This is a genomic window from Pseudomonas rhizoryzae, assembly GCF_005250615.1.
GTDB classification, from domain to species: Bacteria; Pseudomonadota; Gammaproteobacteria; order Pseudomonadales; family Pseudomonadaceae; genus Chryseomonas; species Chryseomonas rhizoryzae.
The window spans coordinates 88,226-109,109 of record NZ_SULM01000003.1 but is presented as its reverse complement, the minus strand read 5'-3'; the positions used below and the strand labels follow the sequence as shown (position 1 = coordinate 109,109).

The 20,884-nt window shown below is 66.2% G+C and carries 20 protein-coding genes and 2 pseudogenes; 12 read left to right on the top strand and 10 right to left on the bottom strand.

The features are described from left to right. Window position 1 precedes the first annotated feature (1 nt). The 4 genes from FAZ11_RS05085 to FAZ11_RS05070 all read left to right on the top strand — a co-directional run bounded on the left by FAZ11_RS05085 (window position 2) and on the right by FAZ11_RS05070 (window position 4,727). Entirely contained in the window at window positions 2-1,366 is a 1,365-nt protein-coding gene (locus FAZ11_RS05085; RefSeq protein ID WP_058773607.1) for an acetyl-CoA carboxylase biotin carboxylase subunit, read from the top strand. A 1-nt stretch (window position 1,367) separates the two neighbouring features. Then, window positions 1,368-2,246, top strand: coding sequence for a 5-oxoprolinase subunit B family protein (locus FAZ11_RS05080; protein WP_058773608.1), 879 nt, complete (start codon window positions 1,368-1,370; stop codon window positions 2,244-2,246). Beyond that, window positions 2,236-3,213: a 5-oxoprolinase subunit C family protein gene (locus FAZ11_RS05075; protein WP_058773609.1), complete on the top strand. Its 978-nt coding sequence runs from the start codon at window positions 2,236-2,238 to the stop codon at window positions 3,211-3,213. The genes FAZ11_RS05080 and FAZ11_RS05075 overlap by 11 nt, the downstream gene beginning before the upstream one ends. 194 nt (window positions 3,214-3,407) lie before the next feature. Next, window positions 3,408-4,727, top strand: a complete 1,320-nt coding sequence (locus FAZ11_RS05070) for a purine-cytosine permease family protein (RefSeq protein WP_058773610.1) — start codon at window positions 3,408-3,410, stop codon at window positions 4,725-4,727. A gap of 165 nt (window positions 4,728-4,892) precedes the next feature. Here FAZ11_RS05070 and FAZ11_RS05065 read toward each other — a convergent pair. Then, window positions 4,893-4,973: pseudogene (locus FAZ11_RS05065) on the bottom strand (VOC family protein); the annotation flags it as partial. 61 nt (window positions 4,974-5,034) lie between these two features. Further along, window positions 5,035-5,370, bottom strand: coding sequence for a CopM family metallochaperone (copM, locus tag FAZ11_RS05060; protein WP_058764463.1), 336 nt, complete (start codon window positions 5,368-5,370; stop codon window positions 5,035-5,037). A gap of 406 nt (window positions 5,371-5,776) precedes the next feature. On the opposite strand from copM, the gene FAZ11_RS05055 reads away from it, so the two are divergent. Next, the gene (locus tag FAZ11_RS05055) at window positions 5,777-6,967 is read left to right on the top strand and encodes a sugar transporter (protein ID WP_058764461.1); all 1,191 of its coding nucleotides are present in this window, start codon (window positions 5,777-5,779) and stop codon (window positions 6,965-6,967) included. A gap of 167 nt (window positions 6,968-7,134) precedes the next feature. Beyond that, window positions 7,135-7,602: a DUF4442 domain-containing protein gene (locus FAZ11_RS05050; RefSeq protein WP_058773611.1), complete on the top strand. Its 468-nt coding sequence runs from the start codon at window positions 7,135-7,137 to the stop codon at window positions 7,600-7,602. 154 nt (window positions 7,603-7,756) lie between these two features. Here the strand turns inward: FAZ11_RS05050 and FAZ11_RS05045 are convergent, their stop codons facing one another. Further along, a complete protein-coding gene (locus FAZ11_RS05045; RefSeq protein WP_058773612.1) occupies window positions 7,757-10,150 on the bottom strand; it encodes a DEAD/DEAH box helicase in 2,394 nt (797 codons plus the stop codon). 181 nt (window positions 10,151-10,331) lie between these two features. Here FAZ11_RS05045 and FAZ11_RS05040 point away from each other — a divergent pair, with 181 nt between their 5' ends. The 3 genes from FAZ11_RS05040 to FAZ11_RS05030 all read left to right on the top strand — a co-directional run bounded on the left by FAZ11_RS05040 (window position 10,332) and on the right by FAZ11_RS05030 (window position 12,889). Beyond that, window positions 10,332-11,693 carry a cation:proton antiporter gene (locus FAZ11_RS05040; protein WP_193557138.1) on the top strand — a complete coding sequence of 454 codons (1,362 nt, stop codon included), beginning with the start codon at window positions 10,332-10,334 and terminating at the stop codon, window positions 11,691-11,693. Window positions 11,694-11,726: 33 nt separating this feature from the next. Next, window positions 11,727-12,353 (top strand): PAQR family membrane homeostasis protein TrhA, encoded by a 627-nt coding sequence (gene trhA / locus FAZ11_RS05035; RefSeq protein ID WP_058773614.1) that lies wholly within the window; start codon window positions 11,727-11,729, stop codon window positions 12,351-12,353. A gap of 137 nt (window positions 12,354-12,490) precedes the next feature. Beyond that, the gene (locus FAZ11_RS05030) at window positions 12,491-12,889 is read left to right on the top strand and encodes a septal ring lytic transglycosylase RlpA family protein (protein WP_058764452.1); all 399 of its coding nucleotides are present in this window, start codon (window positions 12,491-12,493) and stop codon (window positions 12,887-12,889) included. Window positions 12,890-12,893: 4 nt separating this feature from the next. Here the strand turns inward: FAZ11_RS05030 and FAZ11_RS05025 are convergent, their stop codons facing one another. Then, entirely contained in the window at window positions 12,894-13,910 is a 1,017-nt protein-coding gene (locus FAZ11_RS05025) for a GGDEF domain-containing protein (protein WP_058764450.1), read from the bottom strand. Window positions 13,911-14,155: 245 nt separating this feature from the next. Here FAZ11_RS05025 and FAZ11_RS05020 point away from each other — a divergent pair, with 245 nt between their 5' ends. Both FAZ11_RS05020 and FAZ11_RS05015 read left to right on the top strand, forming a co-directional pair. After that, window positions 14,156-14,788, top strand: coding sequence for a DJ-1/PfpI family protein (locus tag FAZ11_RS05020; RefSeq protein ID WP_058773615.1), 633 nt, complete (start codon window positions 14,156-14,158; stop codon window positions 14,786-14,788). Beyond that, a complete protein-coding gene (locus FAZ11_RS05015) occupies window positions 14,782-15,405 on the top strand; it encodes a glutathione S-transferase family protein (protein ID WP_058773616.1) in 624 nt (207 codons plus the stop codon). Before FAZ11_RS05020 ends, FAZ11_RS05015 begins: the two co-directional genes overlap by 7 nt. A 12-nt stretch (window positions 15,406-15,417) precedes the next feature. Here FAZ11_RS05015 and FAZ11_RS05010 read toward each other — a convergent pair whose 3' ends face one another. Further along, entirely contained in the window at window positions 15,418-16,278 is an 861-nt protein-coding gene (locus tag FAZ11_RS05010; protein WP_058773617.1) for an ion transporter, read from the bottom strand. Window positions 16,279-16,345: 67 nt separating this feature from the next. Between FAZ11_RS05010 and FAZ11_RS25335 the strand changes: the two are divergent. Further along, window positions 16,346-16,547 (top strand): annotated as a pseudogene (locus FAZ11_RS25335) (histone deacetylase family protein); the annotation flags it as partial. Between the two features lie 79 nt (window positions 16,548-16,626). Here the strand turns inward: FAZ11_RS25335 and FAZ11_RS05000 are convergent. The 5 genes from FAZ11_RS05000 to FAZ11_RS04980 form a co-directional block, all read right to left on the bottom strand. Continuing rightward, on the bottom strand, window positions 16,627-16,974 hold the full coding sequence (locus FAZ11_RS05000) for a cupin domain-containing protein (protein ID WP_058773618.1): 348 nt from the start codon (window positions 16,972-16,974) through the stop codon (window positions 16,627-16,629). A gap of 102 nt (window positions 16,975-17,076) precedes the next feature. After that, window positions 17,077-18,105, bottom strand: a complete 1,029-nt coding sequence (locus tag FAZ11_RS04995) for an ABC transporter substrate-binding protein (protein WP_058773619.1) — start codon at window positions 18,103-18,105, stop codon at window positions 17,077-17,079. Further along, window positions 18,096-19,232 carry an NAD(P)/FAD-dependent oxidoreductase gene (locus FAZ11_RS04990; protein WP_058783143.1) on the bottom strand — a complete coding sequence of 379 codons (1,137 nt, stop codon included), beginning with the start codon at window positions 19,230-19,232 and terminating at the stop codon, window positions 18,096-18,098. The genes FAZ11_RS04995 and FAZ11_RS04990 overlap by 10 nt, the downstream gene beginning before the upstream one ends. Next, window positions 19,229-20,590 (bottom strand): NAD(P)/FAD-dependent oxidoreductase, encoded by a 1,362-nt coding sequence (locus tag FAZ11_RS04985; RefSeq protein WP_058773621.1) that lies wholly within the window; start codon window positions 20,588-20,590, stop codon window positions 19,229-19,231. The genes FAZ11_RS04990 and FAZ11_RS04985 overlap by 4 nt, the downstream gene beginning before the upstream one ends. Next, entirely contained in the window at window positions 20,587-20,877 is a 291-nt protein-coding gene (locus FAZ11_RS04980) for a (2Fe-2S)-binding protein (protein WP_058768538.1), read from the bottom strand. Before FAZ11_RS04980 ends, FAZ11_RS04985 begins: the two co-directional genes overlap by 4 nt. Window positions 20,878-20,884 lie beyond the last annotated feature (7 nt).

Below are 20,884 nucleotides of genomic sequence, written 5' to 3'. Positions count from 1 at the left end.
CATGCTGAAGAAACTGCTGATCGCCAATCGTGGCGAGATCGCCGTACGCATCATCCGCGCGGCGCGAGCCCTGGGGATTCCCACCGTTGCGGCCTGCAGCGAAGCGGATGCCGATTCACTGGCGGCGCGCCAGGCCGACGAAGTACGGATCATCGGTCCGGCCCGTGCCGACCGCAGCTACCTCAATGCCGAGGCCTTGCTGCAGGCGGCGCGGGATAGCGGTGCGGACTCGATCCACCCCGGCTATGGCTTCCTCTCCGAGAACGCCGCTTTCGCCCAGGCGGTGGTCGATGCCGGACTGATCTTCGTCGGTCCGGATGCGCAGACCATCCGCCGCATGGGCGACAAGGCCGAGGCGCGGCGTACCGCGAGGGAAGCCGGTGTGCCGGTGGTGCCGGGCTCGCCGGGTGAGCTGGAGGACCTCGAGTCGGCATTGCGCTGTGCGCAGGAGGTCGGCTATCCGTTGTTGATCAAGGCGTCTGCCGGTGGCGGCGGGCGTGGTATCCGCATCGCCCAGGATGCCGATGAACTGCGCCGCGAATTTCCGGTTGCTCAGCGCGAGGCGCAGGCGGCGTTCGGCTCCGGTGCGGTGTATCTGGAGCGCTTCATCCACCGGGCGCGACACATCGAAGTGCAGGTCCTTGGTGACGGTGAGCGTGTCGTGCACCTGTTCGAGCGCGAGTGTTCGCTGCAGCGGCGCCGGCAGAAGGTCTTCGAGGAAGCGCCCTCGGCCGCGCTGAATGAAAGCCAGCGCGAAGCCCTCTGCGCGAGTGCGGTACGCCTGGCGCAGCGCCTGGGCTATCGCGGCGCCGGTACCCTGGAATACCTGTTCGATGAGCACAGCGGCGAATTCTTCTTCATCGAGATGAATACCCGCATCCAGGTCGAGCACCCGGTCAGCGAGATGATCACCGGCATCGACTTGGTGCAGGCCATGCTGCGCATCGCGGGTGGCGAGCCCCTGACGCTGTGCCAGGGCGATATCCGTTTACAGGGTGCGGCACTCGAGATGCGCATCAATGCCGAGGATCCGGCGCGCAACTTCTTTCCCTGTCCGGGCGTTGTGGAAAGTCTGGGTTGGCCGCAGGGCGAGGGCGTGCGGGTGGACAGCCACCTGTACCCCGGCTATCGCGTGCCGCCGTACTACGACTCGCTGTTGGCGAAGATCATCGTCCATGGCCGGGATCGCGCGGAAGCCTTCGCCCGAGCCCGGCAAGCGTTGGCGGACACCGAGCTGACCGGCATGGCGACCACCCTGTCGCTGCACCGCTGGCTGCTGGCCGATGCGCGCGTTCAGGCGGCGCGGTTCGATACCGGTACCTTGGAAACCTGGCTGGCCGAGCGTTCGGCTACCGCGGAGGTGTGAGATGCATGAGCAGATCCGTTACAGCTTCGGCGGCGACGAGCACCTGTTCGCCGAGGTCGCCGAGTCCATGTCGCTGGCGGCGTTCTTTCGTGGCATGGCCGTTACCCGCGCTATCGAGCAGCAGCGGATTCCCGGTGTGCTGGACGTCTGCCTGGCCAATGCCTCGTTCCAGGTGCGTTTCAATCCCGACCTGATCGCTCCGCAGGCGCTGCTCGACCAGGTACGCGAACTGGAAGCGCTGGCCACTACCGAGCGGCGCATCCAGACGCGGATCATCGAGATCCCGGTGCTGTACAACGACCCCTGGACCCACGAGACGCTGATGCGCTTCCGTGACCGCCATCAGGACCCTGACTCCACCGACCTGGAATACGCGACGCGGATCAACGGCTACCGAGACACCCAGGCGTTCATCGAGGCGCACAGCGGCACGCCGTGGTTCGTCTCCATGGTCGGCTTCGTCGCCGGCCTGCCGTTCATGTACCAGATGGTCGAGCGCGAGCGGCAGTTGCAGGTGCCCAAGTACCTGCGGCCGCGCACCGACACGCCGAAACTGACCCTCGGTCACGGCGGCTGCTTCGGTTGTATCTACTCGGTACGGGGCGCCGGCGGCTACCAGATGTTCGGCATCACCCCGGCGCCGATCTACGACCCGCAGCAGCGCCTGGGCTACCTGAAGGCTTCCATGGTGTTCTTCCGCGCCGGCGACATCGTCCAGTTCAAGCCGATCGATCGTGCCGAGTACGACCAGGCGAGCGCCGCCGTGGAGGCGGGTAGTTTCGACCTGCGTATTCGTCCGGTCGAGTTCGACCTCGACGCTTTCCTCAACGATCCCCAGGGCTGCACGCAGCGCCTGCAGGAGGTGCTCCATGTCGCTTAAGGTACTCAAGCCCGGACTTGCGACCTCGGTGCAGGATGGCGGCCGCGAGGGTTACTACCACCTGGGCATCCCGCCGTCCGGGGCGCTCGACCAGTATGCGTTGCGCGCCGCCAACCTGCTGGTGGGGAATCCGGCCATGGCGGCGGTGCTCGAATGCACGCTGCTCGGCCCGCAGTTCGAAGTCCAGCGCGACGCCTTGGTAGCCATCTGCGGCGCGGCCATGACCCCGCGCCTGGATGGCGCCGAGATGCCGCTGGACACCGCCTTCCGGGTGCGTGCCGGGCAGGTGCTGGGCTTCGACTTCATCAAGGCGGGCGCCCGCGGCTATATCGCCATCGATGGCGGCATTGCCGTGCCGCCAGTGCTGGACAGCCGCTCGACCTATGGCCTGGGGGCCATCGGGGGATTCAACGGGCGGCGCCTACAGGCTGGCGATGAGCTGCCGTTGGGCGAACCGAACACTCGTGGGCAGGAAGGACTGGTGTTGCCGCGTTCGCTGCAGATCGACGTCGGCGGTGAGGTCAGTCTACGGGTGCTGCCTGGCCTTTATCACCACCGCCTGACGGCGCAGGCCGCTGAGCGCTTCTTCGCCGACACCTGGACCGTCGGTTCCGAGGCGGATCGCACCGGCTACCGCTTCAAAGGCGGCACCCCACTGGTGTTCGAGCCGCGCGAGCAGCCGTTCGGCGCCGGCTCCGATCCGTCGAACATCGTCGACGCCTGTTACCCGATCGGCTCGATCCAGGTACCCGGCGGACTGGAGCCGATCATCCTGCACCGCGATGCGGTGTCCGGCGGCGGCTACGCCACCATCGGCACGGTGATCAGTCCGGATCTCAATCTCATGGCCCAGATGCAACCCAACCAGAAGGCCCGCTTCGTCGCCATCACCCTGGAGGAGGCCCTGGCGGCGCGCCGTCGATACAACCAACAACTCGAAAAACTCCATCGCTTCTTTCTTGCCTAGCCAATAAAACGCCGCGGCGGTACGACACCGGGTGGTTCCCCTGAGGGCGCCGCCAGGGCGTCCTGCTGCCGCTCGCCACCCCTAAATTCTGTACGAAAAATGCCTGCGCTCGGTGATGCTTCGTTGAAAAGCGCTTCGCCTGACCGTCGCTCGGCGACTTTTCGTACAGAACCCAATCTTGCGGAGCAACCAAGATGGCAAGTCTGTCGCAACATCCCGAGGTCGACTCTTCCGTTCCCCATCTTCCCAGCCATGCCCGAATGGGCCGGCTTTCCCTGAGCATGGCCTGGTGGGCCGTATGCAGCGCCATGTTCTACATCGTCGTTGGCGCCTCGCTGGCGCTGGCCTACGGCGCTCGCAACGCCATCTTCGGCATGGTGCTGTCGGTGCTCTGCTACGGACTGATCAACGCGGTGATCAGCCGCTATGCCATGCGTACCGGACTCTCCGTGGCCTTGTTCTCACGCGTGCTGTTCGGTTCGCTGGGCGCCTCGCTGGCGACCTTGATCTTCTTCTCCACCGCCATCTACTACGCCATATTCGAAGGCTCGGTGATCGCGGTGGCGCTCAATCACCTGTATCCCGGGGTTTCCTACTCGCTGGCAGCGCTGCTGGTGGTGGTGTACAGCGTCCCGCTGATCTTCGGCGGCGTACAGCACTGGCTGGATCGCTTCAACGGCGTGCTGCTGCCGTTCTACCTGTTCGGCCTGCTGGCAGCGGTGGCCTTGTCCATCGGCAAGTATGGTTACCAGCCCCAGTGGCTGGACTTCGGCCCGGCGCAGCCGCCGGCAGGGGGCTGGTGGAACTGCTTCAGTGCCTACATGGGGGTCTGGGTACTGATGATGTTCACCTTCGATTACGCCCGCTTCGGCAGGCCGGAAGACGCTGCCTGGCACGGTCGCTGGAACTTCGGCATGCCGTTCTATCTGGTGACCTTTCTACTCAACGGCATGGCCGGCATCTACCTGGCCAGCAGCATTCCGCGGGATGGCGCGCTCAGCGAGGTCACCGTGTTGCTGGCGATCCTCAAGCTGATGGGGCTGTGGGGCTTGCTGTTCGTCTGGGTGACGCAGACGCGGATCAACACCGCCAACTACTATCTGGCAACGGAGAACATGCAGGCGTTCTTCGGCGAGGTGTTCCATTTGCGCGCGTCCAGACTGGTCTGGGCCCTGGTTGTCGGGGCGGTGGTCTATGCCCTGATGCTGGCCGATGTCTTCGCCTGGCTGCTCAAGGCCTTGGCCTGGCAGGGCGTCTTCGTGGTGGCCTGGGTCGGCGTTGCCCTGGCGCACATACTGGGCAAGGTGCCGTCATCGTCAGATGAGCCGGCCCGGCTGAATGGCGTCGGCCTTGCCGCCTGGTTCTGCGGTGCGCTGCTGGGTTTCGCGCTGATGGAAGGGGGCCAGAGCCTGCAACCGTTTTCCGCGCCTTTGACGTTCTTGCTGTCGGCGGGAATGTACGCCCTGTTGCGCCGGAGACGCGTGGCGTTGCCCGCCACTACGTCGGGCTCATGAAAACCCAGCTTGATTGATGGTTTCGACCAAGGAGTGGCGGCGTCATAGCTCTATGTTCGCCGCCTCAGTCATCACGCGTCATCGCGAAGCTATGGCGAAAAGTAGTGACGCCGCCCGCGCTGAAAAGCGCCAGCAAGAGATTGTCCAGTCGACTTAGAACTACCTCCCCAGCACCGGGGTGTAGCAATCCTCGCAGGCGGCGAAGTCCACGGTGGTCAGGACCAGGTGATCCAGATGGTCGATCAGCATGGTGGTCTCCGCGACGGGACTGGCCTTGCCCTGTGCCAGTCCCGCGCGTGCCCGGTCATCACTTGCCATGGGCCTGGATCCAGCGTTTGAGCTGGTCGATCTCCTTTTGCTGGGCCTGGATGATGTCTTCGGCCAGCTTGCGCATTTCCGGGTCCTTGCCATGCTGGAGTTCGTAGCGGGCCATGTCGAGGGCGCCCTCATGGTGAGCCAGCATGCCCTTGGCGAAGCCGAGATCCGGGTTCTTGGCCTTGAGGCCTTCCTCCATGCCCTGGTGCATGGCGTCCATGCTCTTCTGCATGTCCTGATGAGCCTGGTGAGTCTCCTCGGCGGCACTGGCGGCACCGCTTACCAGCAGGGTGAGGGCGAGCAGGGTAGTGGGCAGGGCGATACGCATGAGGGAAGCTCCTGGAGAAAGGGGGCGAGGCTGAGGCTAGAGCTTGCCCTCGGGGCAAGGTCAACCGCTGCGCCTCGTCAATTCGAAGCCTGGCGACGCCGAAAGGTTTCGCGATGTTTTGTCGCACTGAACACGGCTCGAACTGATGCGAAAAACCTGGCTGAACAAGGAGTTGGCGTCAGGCTTGGGCTGAACGCCAGGGTCGGCGGGCGGTGGGGGCGGTTGTGGTCGTCCGAAACAACGGCGTAGAATTTTTACTACATTCAAGAAAATCCTGACCTACGACGACCTTCTCGCTCGCGATCCTTTCGGCGCAGGCGGGCAGCGGTTTTGCTCGTGGGTTTTCGTCGTCGGGCCCCGCTCGGGGCCACGATCCATCCACCCGCTCGGGAGTAGAAGATCTTTGATGGATGCTAACGCCGAAGCCCGGAAATCCACGTGGTCCGGTGTCATCGCCTTGGCCCTGGCCGCCTTCATCTTCAATACCACGGAGTTCGTCCCGGTGGCGTTGCTCAGCGACATCGGGCGCAGCTTCGACATGCGCGCCTCCCAGGTCGGGCTGATGCTGACCATCTATGCCTGGGTGGTCGCCTTGATGTCCCTGCCGATGATGCTCGCCACCCGTTCCATCGAGCGGCGGCGCCTGTTGGTGTTCGTCTTCATCGTCTTCATCGCCTGTCATGCCCTGTCAGGCGTGGCCTGGAGCTTCGAGGCGCTGGTGGCCAGCCGGGTCGGCATCGCCTTCGCCCACGCGGTGTTCTGGTCGATAACCGCCTCGCTCGCCGTGCGCATCGCTCCCCCCGGCAAGCAGACCCAGGCCCTTGGGTTGTTGGCCACCGGCACCTGCCTGGCCATGGTGCTGGGTATCCCGCTGGGCCGGGTGCTCGGTGAGTTGCTCGGCTGGCGCTACACCTTCCTCGCCATCGCCGCCGTGGCGGTGGGGACGGTACTCTGGCTGGCACGCAACCTGCCACTGTTGCCCAGCGAGAACTCGGGTTCCCTGGCCAGCCTGCCGGTATTGTTCAAGCGGCCGGCGCTGCTGTGCGTGTACCTGCTCACGGTGCTGGTGGTGACGGCCCACTTCACCGGCTATAGCTACATCGAGCCCTTCGCCGTGGAAGTGGCGGGCATGGGCGGTATGCAGATCACCGCCCTGTTGCTGCTGTTCGGCGGCTCCGGAGTGATCGGCTCGCTGTTGTTCAGTCGCTACAGCCTGAGATTTCCCAACGGCTTCCTGATCCTCGCCATCGGCGGTATCGCCCTGTCGCTGCTGTTGTTGCTGCCCTTCGCCTGGAAGGGCTTCCTGCTCGAAGGCCTCAGCGTGGTGTGGGGCGTCGCCATCATGAGCTTCGGCCTGGCGCTGCAGGCCAAGGTGCTGGCCCTGGCCAAGGACGCCACCGACGTGGCCATGGCGCTGTTCTCCGGTATCTACAATGTCGGCATCGGCGGCGGCGCCTTGCTGGGCAGCGTGGTGGGTACCCATGTCGGCATGTCCTATATCGGCCTGGTCGGCGGCGGCCTGGCGGTGGCCGGCGTGGCCTTCGCCGTCTTCATGACTCGCCGCTACGCCGAGCAACTGCGGGCCAATCCGCTGTAGGGGCGCGGTTGCCCGGGGAGCCGTCGCGCTCCCCGGGCCTGCGACCCATGGGTCGCGAACTGTCTGCGCGGCCGCTCGCCGTGCGGATGGAGCGCCCGCAGGCAGCGCGCTAAGCTGCCCGGCACCTGGCGCTCCTGCCGGGGCTCGCGGGACGGGATGCGCTGCCCATGAATCGACTGCTGTTCAATCTCTTCGTCTGGGCCAAGGTGCCCATCGCCAAGCTCGCCGGGCTGCGCCTGCGCCAGCTCGATACCGCCGGCTGCCAGATCCAGGTGACCCTTGGCTGGCTGAACCAGAATCCCTTCAAGAGCATGTTCTGGGCGGTGGAGGGCATGGCGGCGGAATTCTCCACCGGCATCCTCGCCGACCTGCACATCCGCCGCTCCGGCAGTCGCTACGCCATGCTGGTGGTGGCCATGAATGCCCGCTTCACCAAGAAGGCGGTGGGTACCGTCGTCTTTCGCTGCGACCAGGGCGAGGCCATCGCCGCCGCCTTGCGCCTGGCGCGGGAGACCGGCGAGCCGCAGGAGGTGCAACTGCGCAGCCTCGGCACCGACGAGAGTGGCGATCAGGTCGCCGAATTCTGCTTTACCTGGAGCTTCAAGGCGCGGTCGCCGCTAGGGGCGTCCCAGTAGCAGCGGCCGCATCGGCGGACCGCCATGGTTACGATAGGTTGGGTGAAAACACGCGTGGCGTCGCCCACGGGCAGGGCGCTGCGAAGGGTGGATAAGGCTTCGCCGTTATCCACGCTACCTGGCTGCCGGCTTCAGGCGGCGAATCCCGTGCGGCCTAGCGCCCGAACCGCCCCCCGCGCCGCTCGCCGCGGCCCTGGCGCCGTCCACCCTTGCCCTGACCCTTTTCCTGGCCACGCGGCCGGCGGCGGCGCGACAGCTCACGGGTGATGGCCTCGTTGAGCAGGCTGCGGTGCTCCTCGCCGCGCGCCAGGGCGGGAAACAGCTCCGGTAGGCTGCGCGCCAGGTGCAGATAGGTCTCCACCACGTGCAGGGCGCTTTCCAGACCGGCCAGATCCGTCCCCAGGGGGATGCGGGGCAGGTCGACCGGTTCGCCGCGGGCGACGATCCTAAGCCAGCGTTGGGCCTGACCACTGGCCGGACCCTCCAGCCCGCCGCGAATCGGGGTGCAGGCGAAGATCCAGCGTAGCTGGAAGTCGATGCCGGGCAGGTCGATCAGCTTGATCCATTCGGCCAGTTCGTCGGGCAGTACCGAGACGAAGGCGTCGCCGTAGTTGATGTTGCGGTTGAAGGTCAGCCAGGTGCGCAGCAGGCTGGGTTCCTGCATGAAGTCCGAGAGCGCACGCAGGTGTTCCAGGCTCGGCCGCACCTGGAATTGGTGCAGGTCCACCGGATCGTCCGGGCTGTGGAACAGCCGCTTGATGTTGCGCAGCACATGGGGCGCCAGCGCCGTGATCTCGCCCTCGGCATGATGACCGAAGCGCCCGGCGCGGCCGCCGATCTGCTTGACCTCCTGCACCCGTAGCGGGCGATTCTCCACGCCGTCGAATTTTTCGTCGGTGTAGAAGCACAGGGTGTGAGCCGGCAGGTTGAGGCCCATGCCCACCGCATCGGTGGCCACCATGATTTCGGTCTCGCCTTCGCGAAAGCGCCGCGCCTGTTCCCGGCGCACCTCCGGCGACAGGGCGCCGTAGACCACCGAGACCCGCCGCCCGGCCATCTCCAGCAGGCCCTTGAGTTCCAGCACCACCCGGCGGCTGAAGGCCACCAGCAGCGAGCCCGGCTCCAGTCGCTCCAGGGTGGTGGCGTGGCGGGCCACCGTGACCGGCGACAGGCGCTTGGTGGGCTTGATCTCCAGGCGGTCCTCGCACAGCTCGCAGAGGGTGCGGAGCGAGGGTTCGATCAATGCCGGACCGGTCATCAGCAAGCGTTTGGTCTGGGCACTGACCAGGGCGTCGACCCAGGCCCAGCCGCGTTGCGGATCGGCCAGCATCTGCACCTCGTCGACCACTACCACCTCCCATTGCTGGCGGCGGAAGCGGGCGAATTCCTCGACGGTGCAGCAGAAGTGGGTGGCGCCTGGCCGAATGATCTCTTCCTCGCCGGTGACCAGGGAGCAGGGCACCCCGAGGGACTCCAGGCGTTCCTGGTTTTCCAGCGCCATCAGCCGCAGCGGCGAGAGGTAGATGGCGTGGGTGACCGCGGCCATGGCCTCGATGGACCTGTGGGTCTTGCCGCTGTTGGTCGGGCCGAGCAGGGCGGTCCAGGTGCGGGTCAGGCGCCGCGCCGGGTAGTTCTGGTGGTACTGGGCGAAACGCGGGTTGTGTTCCAGCAGCACGGCGAAGGCCATCTTCTCGCGCTGCTGCTCCACCGCGTGGCGCAGCGCCCGCCGCAGCTTGTCGGTCTCCTGGCGCATCAGCTCCTGCAGCCGTGGCGTGCCGAGCTGGTGCAGATCGAAATCCAGGGCATCGGCCTCGCCCACCAGCACGGCGAAGCGCTGGCGCAGGTCGTCTTCCGCCTCGGCCTTGAGCGCGATGACATCGGCGTCACTGAGCAGGCGCCCCTGGTTCGCTGCCAGGCGCCGGGGGATTTCCAGGCGGATGTCTTCGTGGCTGAGCACCACATTGAACCTGAGCTCGTGCCGCGTCTCGTTGAGGACCTCCACCGCCCGCGGCAGGAAATCGTCCAGGCGGATCAGCGCCTGGGGCACCCGTTCCAGCACGCGCTGGCGATCTTCCGCCGCCATCTCGGCGAAGGGCCCGGCCAGCAGCGCGAGCCGCTCCCGTACCGCCGCGCCCAGGCGCTCGCCCACCGCCGCTTCGAAGCCGGCCGCCGAGTCGCTGTCGGCCAGATTCAGCGCCCAATGGGCTTCGAGCAATTCGCTCGCCGCGCCGCCGGTGAAGAGTTTCTCGCTGCCGAAGACGTCTACCGGATAGCCGAAGGTCTTGCTGGCGCTGAGCAAAGCCTGGCCGAGCAAGGTCTCCGGCTCGGGCGTCGTGCCGTTGGCCGCCGCCGCGGACGCGTCGAGGCCCAGCCAGAAGGCCTTGGCGATCCGCCCCAGGTGGGGAAAGGGATAGCCCACATAGGGCTTGAACCACTGCTCCTGGTGCTGTTGCTTGGCGACGAAGTCAGGATGGGTACGGCTGGCCCAGTCGAGAAAACGCTGCAGGCGTTCGAGGCGGCGGTGCTTGCGGAGGCGATGGTCGCTCATGCGAGAAGAGGCCTTCCGTGGAGGACTATGGAACATGGGACCCCGGCTGCGGGCTTGGGGTCACCTGGGTGCGCGCCATTCGGCAGACCGGCGGCACCGCGGCTACGTTGGCGCAGTCTCCATCAGAGGACGGTCGCCCGTCACCCGCTCTCGTTCTTCAGTTCTGGATCACGCTACCCCTATGACTTTTCTCGTCTGGGTCGGGGTGTTGGGATCGTTGTTGATGATCCTGGCCCTGACCTCCGCCTACCTGCGCTGGCTGCCGGTGACCACCTCGGTGGTCTGCCTGGCCTTTGGCATGCTCATCAGTCCGATTGGCTTGGGCCTGGCCGAGGTCGACTTCCAGGAATCCGCGACCTGGATCGGTCATCTGACCGAGGTGGCCGTGCTGTTCTCGCTGTTCGTCAGCGGCCTCAAGCTACGGCTGTCGTTCCACCGTTCTTCCTGGCATGGCGCCTATCTGCTGGCCGGACCGGTGATGATCCTCAGCATCGCCGGGGTCTGCCTGGTGGCGCACTACCTGCTGGGCCTGCCCTGGGGCGTGGCCCTGCTGATCGGCGCCATCCTCGCGCCCACCGATCCGGTGTTGGCCGGGTTGGTGCAGGTCAACCATGCGCAGGATTTCGACCTGGTACGCTTCGGGCTCTCCGGCGAGGCGGGGCTCAACGACGGCACTGCCTTCCCCTTCGTGCTGCTCGGTCTGCTGCTGTTGCACCATGGCGAATTGCAGTGGGACTGGACGCTGGCCTGGTTCCTCAAGAGCGTGGTCTGGGGCGTGCCGGCGGGCCTGCTGCTGGGCTACGCCATGGGCAAGGGGGTGGGCCGGCTGATGATCTTTCTGCGCACCCGGCACGGCGACAGCACCCTTTCGCCCAACGATTTCCTCGCCCTGGCGCTGATCGCGCTGTCCTATGTGCTGGCCGACGAGATCGGCGCGTTCGGCTTTCTCGCGGTATTCGCCGCCGGCCTGGGCCTGCGCCAGGCCGAGGTGCAGACCTCCGGCAATGCGGAAACGCCCTCCGAGCAGCTGGCGCAACCGGTGATCGGCCACCTGACCGGGGCACCGGAGCGCGCCACGGTGGCCAATGCCGAGGACATCGAAGAACCCCGGATGGCCGCCGGCGTGATGATGGGCGACATGCTCGCCTTCGGTAGCCTGGTGGAGCGCTCCTTCGAGGTGCTGCTGGTGACCTTGCTCGGCGTGGTGCTCATCACCCACTGGGACAGCCGGGCCTTGCTGTTGGGCGCCCTACTGTTCGTGGTGATCCGCCCGCTTGGCGTGGCGACCATGCTGCCTTTCACCCGCATCGATCGCCATCAGGGTGGGCTGATCGGCTGGTTCGGCATCCGCGGGATTGGTAGCCTGTATTACCTGTGCTACGCGCTCACGCACCAGGTCACGGCCGATTGGGCCGGGACCATCGTCGACCTGACCCTGTCGGTGGTCGCCCTGAGCATCGCGGTTCATGGCATCTCCATCCAGCCGCTGCTCGATCGTTATGAGCGCCTTACCGCCCGTCGCGAGGGCTCGGCCAAGCCTTGAGCCAGTCCTCGCGTGCTTAGCTACGGAGGACGCATGTACCACGGCGAACGCCTCAATGCCTGGACCCATCTCATCGGCGCCTTGCTGGCCCTGGCCGGGGCCATCACCCTGGTGGTGCTGGCCAGCCTGCAGGGCGATCCCTGGCGGATCGTCAGCGTCGCCATCTACGGCGTGGCGCTGGTGATCCTCTATAGCGTGTCCACCCTCTATCACAGCGTGAAGGGACGGGCGAAGCGCCTGTTGCAAAAGCTCGATCACCTGTCGATCTATCTGCTCATCGCCGGTAGCTACACGCCATTCTGCCTGGTGACGCTGCGCGGCCCCTGGGGCTGGACGCTGTTCGGCATCGTCTGGGGGTTGGCCGTGATCGGCATGCTGCAGGAGCTCAAGCCGCGCTCGGAGGCGCGCGTCCTGTCGTTGGTGATCTACGCCACCATGGGCTGGATCGTGCTGGTGGCGGTAGGGCCGCTCAAGGCCGCCCTGGGCGAGGCCGGCTTCGGCTGGCTGGTCGCTGGCGGGGTGCTCTACACCGTCGGTATCCTGTTCTTCGTCTTCGACGACCGCTTCCGCCACTGGCACGGTATCTGGCACGGCTTCGTGATGGCCGGTAGCGTCCTGCATTTCGTCGCCATCCTCAGGTACGTGCTGCCGGCGCGCTAGCCTGCGGAGCCCGTCACAGACAGGGCGGCCCAGCGCCCTCCCGGGCGAACCTCCCCAGGCTGGGTCGGTTCATAGCTAGCTGAATCGAGCCCTCCTGTACCGCTTTCCCAGAACCAAGAAGAAGAGGAAGGTGAAACGTGTTCATCCGTCCCAGAACCCTCGTATTGCTCCTGGTGCTCGCCTGTACCGCCTGCCAGGAAAAGGATGCCAAGACCGTCGCGGCGCCAGTCAAGAAGGAAGCGAGCTTCGAACAGCGTGGCAAGGCTTCCTTCTATGCGCGCAAGTTCCATGGCAAGGAAACCGCCAGCGGCGAGACCTTCGACAACAATGAACTGGTCGCCGCCCACAAGACCCTGCCGCTCGGCACCAAGGTCAAGGTGACCAACCTGGAGAACGATCGCGCCGTCATCGTGCGCATCAACGACCGAGGCCCCTATATCCGCGGCCGCATCATCGACCTGTCCCGCGCCGCGGCCCGGCGGGTGGACATGGTCGAGGACGGCACCACCCCGGTGAAGGTGGAGAAGCTGGAGTAGGGCGTCAGGACGACCAGACGACCCTGTCCTTGCCCTGGCGTTTGGCCAGATAGAGGGCTTCGTCGACGCGTCGCAAGAGGTCGCTCAGGGACTCGCCTAGTTGCATCCGTATCGCGCCGGCGCTGAAGGTGATCGGCTGGAGCGGGTGGCACGCGAGACCGGTGCGCAAGCGCTCCAGGAGTTCATCTAGTCGGGCGTTGCTCAGCCCTTGCGCCAGGATGCCGAATTCTTCGCCGCCGAGGCGTCCGACACTGAGCGCCGGGTCGAGAGTGCGCATTGCGGTGGCCAGGGCGATCAGTACTTCATCCCCGCCCTGATGCCCGTGGCGATCGTTGATGCTCTTGAAGTCATCCACATCGAGCATGACGAAATGACAGGGCCTTTCGCTGCTGGAATCTATGAGGGCTTCCAGCTCCACCAGCAGTTTGCGCCGGTTGGCGATCCCGGTGAGGGCATCGGTTTCCGCCAGGATGCGATAACGCTCCTTCATGCTGAAGGTGCGCCGCATCCAGTGGCTGTTGACGTAGTTGTAGGCGATACCGATGGCCAGGGTCGTAACGACCAGCATCCATACCAACTGCCTGGGCATCGTGGCGGGAGCAAGCTGCTCCTGGCCGACGAAGAGGATGAACCAGGCTCCGGAAAGCGTGATGAGGTAGTCCTTGAGCCTATAGGTCATGCCACAGGTACCCAGGGTGATCAGGATGGCGATCGGTAGATTCCAGTAAAGCCCCAGCTCCCCGGAATCGTTCATCTCCAGCCGAAAGGCGAAGGCGAGCGCCCAGATGTTGCCAGTGAAGGCGATATTCATCATACGCGCGCTACGCGCCAGGCAGAGCAGCGCGGTCACGGCCAGCAGCAGCACCAATACGGCGAGATAGCGTGGTTGGTAGGGGGTGTCGATCAGCGGATTGTTCAGCAGGCTCAAGGGCCAGATCAACAGAATCAGCGGCTGCAGTACCAGTAGAGGAAGCCGGAATATCCGTTTGACATGCCGCTCGTAACGAATTTCATCGTTCATCGTGATCTCTGAACTACTTGCGGGCTGTCGGTAAAGGCAGAGTGGGGGAGTTAGAACAACATATCGACTCGGAGCTACAATACTTTAGTGGCTAGATGCCATTATCGTAAAACTAGAACCCCAGGCCAGAGCGGCTGGCCTGTACGTGGCATGGACTGTATGGTTGGCTGGCCTGAGCGCTGTATCTGGCCGGGTTCGAGAGGGGGCATGAGAATGGGAAACCTCCCGATATCGAGCAGCGCCCCATGCACCTCGCCATCCTCACCTTCGACGGCTTCAACGAACTCGACTCCCTGATCGCCCTGGGCATCCTCAACCGCATCAAGCGTCCGGACTGGCGGGTATCGCTGATGGCGCGCACGCCCTGGGTGACCTCCATGAACGGCGTGCGCCTGGAGCGCCAGGCCGGCTTCGAGGACCTTGCGGATTGTGCTGCGGTGCTGGTGGGCAGTGGCATCCGCACCCGCGAGATCGCCCAGGACGCGGCGTTGCTGGCACAACTCGCCGTGCTCGACCCGGCCCGCCAACTGATCGGCGCCCAGTGTTCCGGCACCCTGCTGCTGGCCCGGCTCGGCCTGCTGGATGGCGTGCCCGGCTGTACCGACCTCACCACCAAGCCCTGGGTGCAGGAAGCCGGCATCGAGGTGCTGGAACAGCCCTTCTTCGCCCGCGGCAACCTGGCCACGGCCGGCGGTTGCCTGGCCTCCAGCTATCTGGCGGCTTGGGCCATCGCCCGCTTGGTGGGACGCGACGCGGCGGTCGAGGCCCTGCACTATGTGGCGCCGGTGGGGGAAAAGTCAGACTATGTGGCTCGGGCACTCGGCAACATCGATCCCTATCTCAGCCGCCAACCCCTGGAGGTCGCCGCCTCATGCTGAAGATCCTCGGACGGGTTTCGTCCATCAACGTGCGCAAGGTGCTCTGGTGCCTCGACGAACTTGGCCTCGCCTATGAGCGCGAGGACTGGGGTGCCGGCTTTCGCTCGGCGCAGTCCGCCGAGTACCTGCAGTGGAATCCCAATGGGCAGATACCGGTGCTACTGGACGGCGACTTCGTGCTCTGGGAGTCCAACAGCATCCTGCGCTATCTCGCCAATGCCCATGGTGGCGAGGCGCTTTATCCAACCGCACCGCGCGCTCGGGCGCAGGTCGATCAGTGGCTCGACTGGCAGGCCAGCGAACTCAATCCGGCCTGGAGCTATGCCTATCTGGCGTTGGTGAAGCAGCAGCCGCCAGAACCCGATCCGCAGCGCCTGGCGGAGGGGATAGCCGCCTGGAACGGCCGGGTCGCCATTCTGGAAGCCCATCTGGCGCAGCATGGTCCCTATGTGGCGGGCGAGCAGTTCAGCCTGGCCGACATCGCCCTGGGCCTGTCGCTGCACCGCTGGCGCAGCACCCCGCTGGAGCGGATCGCGGCACCGGCGGTCGGGGCCTATCTGCAGCGCCTGGCCACGCGACCGGCCTGGGCCTGCTATGCCAGCGAGGCCACTCCCTAGGCCACCTGCGCTCTAGGACTTCGACTCTTGCGACGGGCTCTGCTCTTGCCGGGGAAACAGCGGACTGCCGCAGCGGCTGCAAAAGGATGAGTCGGGTTCGTGGGTGGGCTTCTGGCAGTGCGGACAGTCGCGTTGCAGGGTGGCGCTGCGCATGGCGTTGGCTAGCTCCGCGGTAAAGATCCCGGTGGGCACGGCGATGATCGAATAACCGGTGATCATGATCATGCCCGCCAGGGTTTGCCCTAGGGCCGTCTTGGGCACCATGTCGCCGAAACCCACGGTGGTCAGGGTCACCACCGCCCAATAGATGCTGCGCGGGATGCTGGTGAAACCGTTGGCCGGTCCTTCGATGACATACATGAAGGTGCCGAACATGGTCACCAGGGTGCAGATGGCCAGCAGGAAGACCGTGATCTTCTGGCGGCTGCTGCTCAGCGCCACCATGAGGAAATCCGCCTGGCTCAGGTAGGGCGTCAGCTTGAGCACCCGGAACACCCGCATCATCCGCAGTACCCGGATGACCAGCAGATACTGGGCGTCGGGCACCAGCAGGGCGATGAAGGCCGGCAGCACGGCCAGCAGATCGATCAGGCCATAGAAGCTGAAAACGTAGTCCCGTGGCCGGGGCGCGCAGAACACCCGCAGCAGGTATTCCAGGGCGAAGAGGGCGGTGAAGATCCATTCCAGCCCATAGAGCCAGCTGCCGTAGCGCAGGTGGATGGCCTGGATGCTGTCCAGCATCACGACTGTCAGACTGGCCATGATGACCGCCAGCAGCAGGGTATCGAAGAGTTTTCCCGCCGGGGTATGGGTGTGGAAGATGATGATGTACAGGCGCTCTCGCCAGGTGCCAGGGCGAGGGTAGGGATCCATGGGAGCTCCTTAGCAGGGATAGCCAACGGACTAGCATAGCAAGGTGAGTCCGGCGCACGGGGGCTAGGGCGGGGGCTGCAATCGCAAGCTGCCGATGCCCCCTGGTTCTTCCGAAACGGATTTCTTCGCCCGGCTGGAGGGGTCGCGGCGGCGCCGGACGTACTGGTGCTGTCCCTTGGCTTCGACAGCTACGAAAACGATCCCCAGTCCAAGGTAGCGGTGACCGGGCGGGGTTCGGCGTGCTGGGCGAAGGATTCAAGGCCCTGGGCTGAACGCCGAGCGCTTCTTCCGCGGCGTCGACGGTCGCCGAGGCGTGGCCCCCGGCGTTAGCGCCGGGGGCTGGCAGGATCAGGCAAAGACGAAATACTTGCGCACCGTCTCGACCACTTCCCAGGTGCCCTTCATACCGGGTTCGACGACGAAGATGTCGCCGGCCTTCAGGTGGATGGGCTCCTGGCCGTCCGGGGTGATGATGCAATAACCCTCCTGGAAGTGGCAGTACTCCCACTTGACGTACTCGACGCGCCACTTGCCAGGGGTGCAGATCCAGGTGCCCATGATCTTGCTGCCGTCATCGGAGGTGTAGGCATTGAGGTTGACGGTATGGGGCTCGCCTTCGATGCGCTCCCACTTGCAGGCATCGACCACGGGCAGGGGTTGGGTATCGCGCAGAACGGTGATGGGCGGGTTGGCCATGGCGGCTCTCCTGAGGATGGAAGCCGCCAAGGGTGAAGGGTCGCCCCGAAGCCGAGTTGTCCAGGGTCGACCTCCACCGGTGCGTTTGCGCTGTTCGAGCGACTAGCGCTCCACCTGCCGATTCCAGCGGGCGTTCCACTGCGGCCGTACCTTGTTGACCTCGTCCCAGTCGATGGTCACGGCGGTCTTCAGGTAGTTCTGCATGGCCTCCACCTGGCCGCGGGTCTTGTCGGTGGTGGGGGTGTTGGGGTTGGACGGGATCTGGTCGCCGAGTTCCAGCGCCGGCGCCTGGGCCTCGGGGGTCAGCAGGTATTCCGCCAGTTGCTGGGCCAGCTCCGGCTGGTCGTTGTTGGCGGTCACGCATTCGGCGACGTTGAGCACCACGGCGCCTTCCTTGGGCGGCGCGTATTCCACCGGGATACCCTTGAGCTTGAGCGCGGTGACCTGGGTGGGCGTCAGCGGGAACAGCGCCGCCTCGTCGGTCTGCACCATCTCCGACAGCTTGGCCGAGCTGGGGATGTACTCCAGCACATTGGGGCCGACGGTGGTGGGCCAGGCCTTGAAGCCCGGATCGACGTCCTGCTCGGTGCCGCCTTGCAGGCGGTTGAACATCAAAAAGCCGTGCAGCCCGAAGGTGGACGAGGACAGCGACTGGAACACCACCTTGCCCTTGTACTTGGGATCGGCCAGGTCCGCCCAGGAGGTCGGCGCCGCCCAGCCCTTTTCCTTGAACAGCCGGCTGTTATAGGCCAGGCCGGTCACGCCCAGGCTGACGGCCGCCGCCTGGTCCTTGATCTTGGCCTTGTCGGGAATCTGCGCCAGGGCCGCGCTGGGCTTGAGCGGGCTGCACAGATTCATGCCGATGGCGCGGTACATGATGCCGTCGTCGAGGAACATCACATGGATCGGCGGCTTCTGCGGACTGGCCTGGACCTTGGCGAGGATGTCCGCCGAGGTGCCGGGCACGATCACCACCTTGACGTTGTGCGCCTTCTCGAAGGCGGGCAGCACGCTGTCGGCATAGAGGCGCTCCATGGTGCCGCCATTCATGCCGAGGTAGAGCGTCGGTTCGGCCAGGGCGGCCAGGGGCAGGCCGGCGAGGGCCACGAGCAGGGCAGAGGTCAGGCGCATGATTGAGAACTCCTGGGCTGGGAAGGAAAACGGGCGATGGAAAAGGCCTGCAGGCTATGCCGGGGCGCGCCCTGCAGGATGCATTCGGCCAGGGCTTCACCCGCCGCCGGCCCGATCTGGAAGCCCGCGCCGGCAAAGCCGAAGCCGTGCAGCAGGCCGGGGGTGGTGCGGCTGGGACCGAGCACCGGCTGGTGATCCGGCAGATAGCCTTCGACGCCGCTCCAGGTGCGGATGGCCTGGGCGCCGCTCAGGGCCGGATAGAGTTCGGCGGCGTTCCTCAGGATGTCGAGGATGGCCAGCTGGCCGGGGCGGGCGCGATCGGCGTCGAGGGCGAAACCGCGCCCGCCGCCCAGCACGCAATTGCCCCGCGCCACCTGGCGGGCATAGATGCCGCCGCCTTCCACGCCAGTGCTGGCGGTCATGAACAGGGGCAGGGGTTCGGTCACCAGCATGGCCGGATGGGCCGCGGTGAGGGGCACCGGCTCGCCGAAGCGGGCGGCCAGCTCCGCCGCCCAGGCGCCGGCGCAATTGAGCAGCCAGGGGGCGCTCAGGGTCAGGCCGCTGTCGGTGCGGAGCTGGAAGCGCTGGCCGTCGTGCTCGACCTGCGTCACGGCGGTGCGCTCGAAGACCTGGGCACCGGCACGGGCGGCCGCCTGGGCGAAGGCCGGGGAGACCAGTCGTGGATTGGCATGGCCGTCTTCCGGGCAAAAGGAGGCGCCCACGGCGATATCGCCGACCCAGGGAAAGCGCCGGCGCAATTCGCTCCGGTCGAGCAACTGCAAGTCCAACCCGAAGCCCTGGCTGGACCGCTCATAGGCCTGCAGGGCGGCGAAGTCGGACTCGCTACGCGCCAGTTTGAGGTGGCCGGATCTCAGGTATTCGCCATCGGTACCCAGCAATTCCCTCAGGCCGCCCCAGATCTGGTGCGCACGACTGGACAGCGGCAACTGCACCAGCGGCCGCCCCTGGCGGCGCACCCCGCCGTAGTTGACGCCACTGGCCTGGGCACCGCAGAAGTTGCGTTCCAGCAGGGCGACGCGCTGGCCGCCCTGGGCCAGGAACAGCGCCGCGCTGCTGCCGACGATGCCGCCACCGATGATCAGGACATCCACGTCCAGCCGGCTCATGGCGCCAGCTCCACGCCGAAGGGCAGTGGCTTGATCGGCGCCTGGGCGCGCAGCCGGCCGATCTGGTCCAGCGGGCGACCACTGGCGCAGGCGATCAACTCGGCCGCCGCGGCGCCACAGATGCGCCCCTGACAGCGCCCCATACCGACCCGGCAGGTGGCCTTGACCCTGTTGATCTCCCAATGGCCCTGGGCCACGGCCGCGCGGATCTCGCCGGCGCTGATCTGCTCGCAGCGGCAGACCACGAGTGCGTCCGGCGCCTTGGCCGCCCAGTCGGCGGGAAAGGGAAAGGCCCGCTCCAGGCCCTGGCGAAAGACCTCGAAGCGCGCCAGGCGCCCTTGCAGGGTTTCGACTCGCGCCGCGTCCACCGCCACACCGCGATCTGCCAGCAGACTCAGGGCCGCCAGCTCGCCTGCCAATTCGGCGGCGTCGGCGCCTTGGATACCGGCACCGTCGCCGGCCAGGTAGACCCCGGCCTGACTGCTGCGGCCGCCGTTGTCGTGTACCGGCAGCCAGGCGCGATTGAGGGCACTCCAGGCGAAGTCGCAGCCCAGCAGGTCGGCCAGTTGCGTCTCGCTGCGTAGCGTCTGGCCGAAGCCCAGGGCGTCGCACTCCAGTCGGTGCGCTTCGCCATCGGCGGCGCGCCAGCGCACGGCAGCCACCCGGCGTTCGCCTTCGATCGCCAGGAGCTCGGCGCCCTGCTGCACAGGTACGCCGTGCAGCGCCAGCCAGCTGCGGTAGTAGAGGCCCTTGGCGAAGGTGGCCGGTTGACCCAGCAGGGCCGGGGTAGCGGCGGCCTGGGCGTGGAAGGGCGCGCTGTCCAGCACCGCCAGTGGCTTGGCCCCGGCCTTGGCGTATTGATAGGCCACCAGATAGAGCAGGGGCCCGGTACCGGCCAGCACCGGACGGCTGCCGATGGCGCAGCCCTGGAATTTGAGCGCCACCTGGGCGGCGCCCAGGCTGTAGACGCCGGGCAGGGTCCAACCGGGCACCGGCAGGATGCGGTCGGTGGCGCCGGTGGCGACGATCACCTGGTCAAAGGCCAGGCGATCGACAGTGCGGCCCTGGCTCAGGGTATCCAGGGCGCTCTGCTCGGCATTCCACACCAGGGTGTCAGGCCTGTAGTCCAGCACCGTTTGCATTTCTTCCAGCGCGCCGTGCAGCGCCTGGGCCTTACCCGCTTCGAAGCCGTACAGCGCCTTGATCGGGCGCTGGAAATTGCCCGGTTGCTGGCGATAGATCTGGCCGCCGCCGCGCGCGCTTTCGTCCAGTAGCACCGGCTTGAGGCCGTGGGCGACCAGGGTCTGGGCCGCGCGAATGCCGGCCGGTCCGGCGCCCACCACCACGACGGCGCTCACAGCGACCGCCCCGGATCGCGGCTGACCTGCTGGCCCGCTTCGAGAAAGGTGGCGCAGGCGCGCACCCGGCGACCATCGGCCAGGCGCACCCAACAGTCCTGGCAGGCGCCCATCAGGCAGAAACCGGCGCGGGGTTCGCCGCCGAAGTCGCTGCCGCGCAGGTGATCGCTCTGGGTGAGGATGGCGGTGAGCAGGGTATCGCCCTGCAGGCCCTCGGCCGGTTGGCCATCGAGGGTGAAGGCCAGGGTCGGGCGGTCGCGTTCGGCCACCCGCTTGAGCAGTGCCATGGAGGGG

What these genes read in the sequence shown, in the direction of transcription:
- FAZ11_RS05085 (WP_058773607.1), top strand. Translation starts at nt 2, where the DNA reads ATGCTGAAGAAACTGCTGATCGCCAATCGTGGCGAGATCGCCGTACGC.
- FAZ11_RS05080 (WP_058773608.1), top strand. Translation starts at nt 1,368, where the DNA reads ATGCATGAGCAGATCCGTTACAGCTTCGGCGGCGACGAGCACCTGTTC.
- FAZ11_RS05075 (WP_058773609.1), top strand. Translation starts at nt 2,236, where the DNA reads ATGTCGCTTAAGGTACTCAAGCCCGGACTTGCGACCTCGGTGCAGGAT.
- FAZ11_RS05070 (WP_058773610.1), top strand. Translation starts at nt 3,408, where the DNA reads ATGGCAAGTCTGTCGCAACATCCCGAGGTCGACTCTTCCGTTCCCCAT.
- copM (WP_058764463.1), bottom strand. Translation starts at nt 5,370, where the DNA reads ATGCGTATCGCCCTGCCCACTACCCTGCTCGCCCTCACCCTGCTGGTA.
- FAZ11_RS05055 (WP_058764461.1), top strand. Translation starts at nt 5,777, where the DNA reads ATGGATGCTAACGCCGAAGCCCGGAAATCCACGTGGTCCGGTGTCATC.
- FAZ11_RS05050 (WP_058773611.1), top strand. Translation starts at nt 7,135, where the DNA reads ATGAATCGACTGCTGTTCAATCTCTTCGTCTGGGCCAAGGTGCCCATC.
- FAZ11_RS05045 (WP_058773612.1), bottom strand. Translation starts at nt 10,150, where the DNA reads ATGAGCGACCATCGCCTCCGCAAGCACCGCCGCCTCGAACGCCTGCAG.
- FAZ11_RS05040 (WP_193557138.1), top strand. Translation starts at nt 10,332, where the DNA reads ATGACTTTTCTCGTCTGGGTCGGGGTGTTGGGATCGTTGTTGATGATC.
- trhA (WP_058773614.1), top strand. Translation starts at nt 11,727, where the DNA reads ATGTACCACGGCGAACGCCTCAATGCCTGGACCCATCTCATCGGCGCC.
- FAZ11_RS05025 (WP_058764450.1), bottom strand. Translation starts at nt 13,910, where the DNA reads ATGAACGATGAAATTCGTTACGAGCGGCATGTCAAACGGATATTCCGG.
- FAZ11_RS05020 (WP_058773615.1), top strand. Translation starts at nt 14,156, where the DNA reads ATGCACCTCGCCATCCTCACCTTCGACGGCTTCAACGAACTCGACTCC.
- FAZ11_RS05015 (WP_058773616.1), top strand. Translation starts at nt 14,782, where the DNA reads ATGCTGAAGATCCTCGGACGGGTTTCGTCCATCAACGTGCGCAAGGTG.
- FAZ11_RS05010 (WP_058773617.1), bottom strand. Translation starts at nt 16,278, where the DNA reads ATGGATCCCTACCCTCGCCCTGGCACCTGGCGAGAGCGCCTGTACATC.
- FAZ11_RS05000 (WP_058773618.1), bottom strand. Translation starts at nt 16,974, where the DNA reads ATGGCCAACCCGCCCATCACCGTTCTGCGCGATACCCAACCCCTGCCC.
- FAZ11_RS04995 (WP_058773619.1), bottom strand. Translation starts at nt 18,105, where the DNA reads ATGCGCCTGACCTCTGCCCTGCTCGTGGCCCTCGCCGGCCTGCCCCTG.
- FAZ11_RS04990 (WP_058783143.1), bottom strand. Translation starts at nt 19,232, where the DNA reads ATGAGCCGGCTGGACGTGGATGTCCTGATCATCGGTGGCGGCATCGTC.
- FAZ11_RS04980 (WP_058768538.1), bottom strand. Translation starts at nt 20,877, where the DNA reads ATGGCACTGCTCAAGCGGGTGGCCGAACGCGACCGCCCGACCCTGGCC.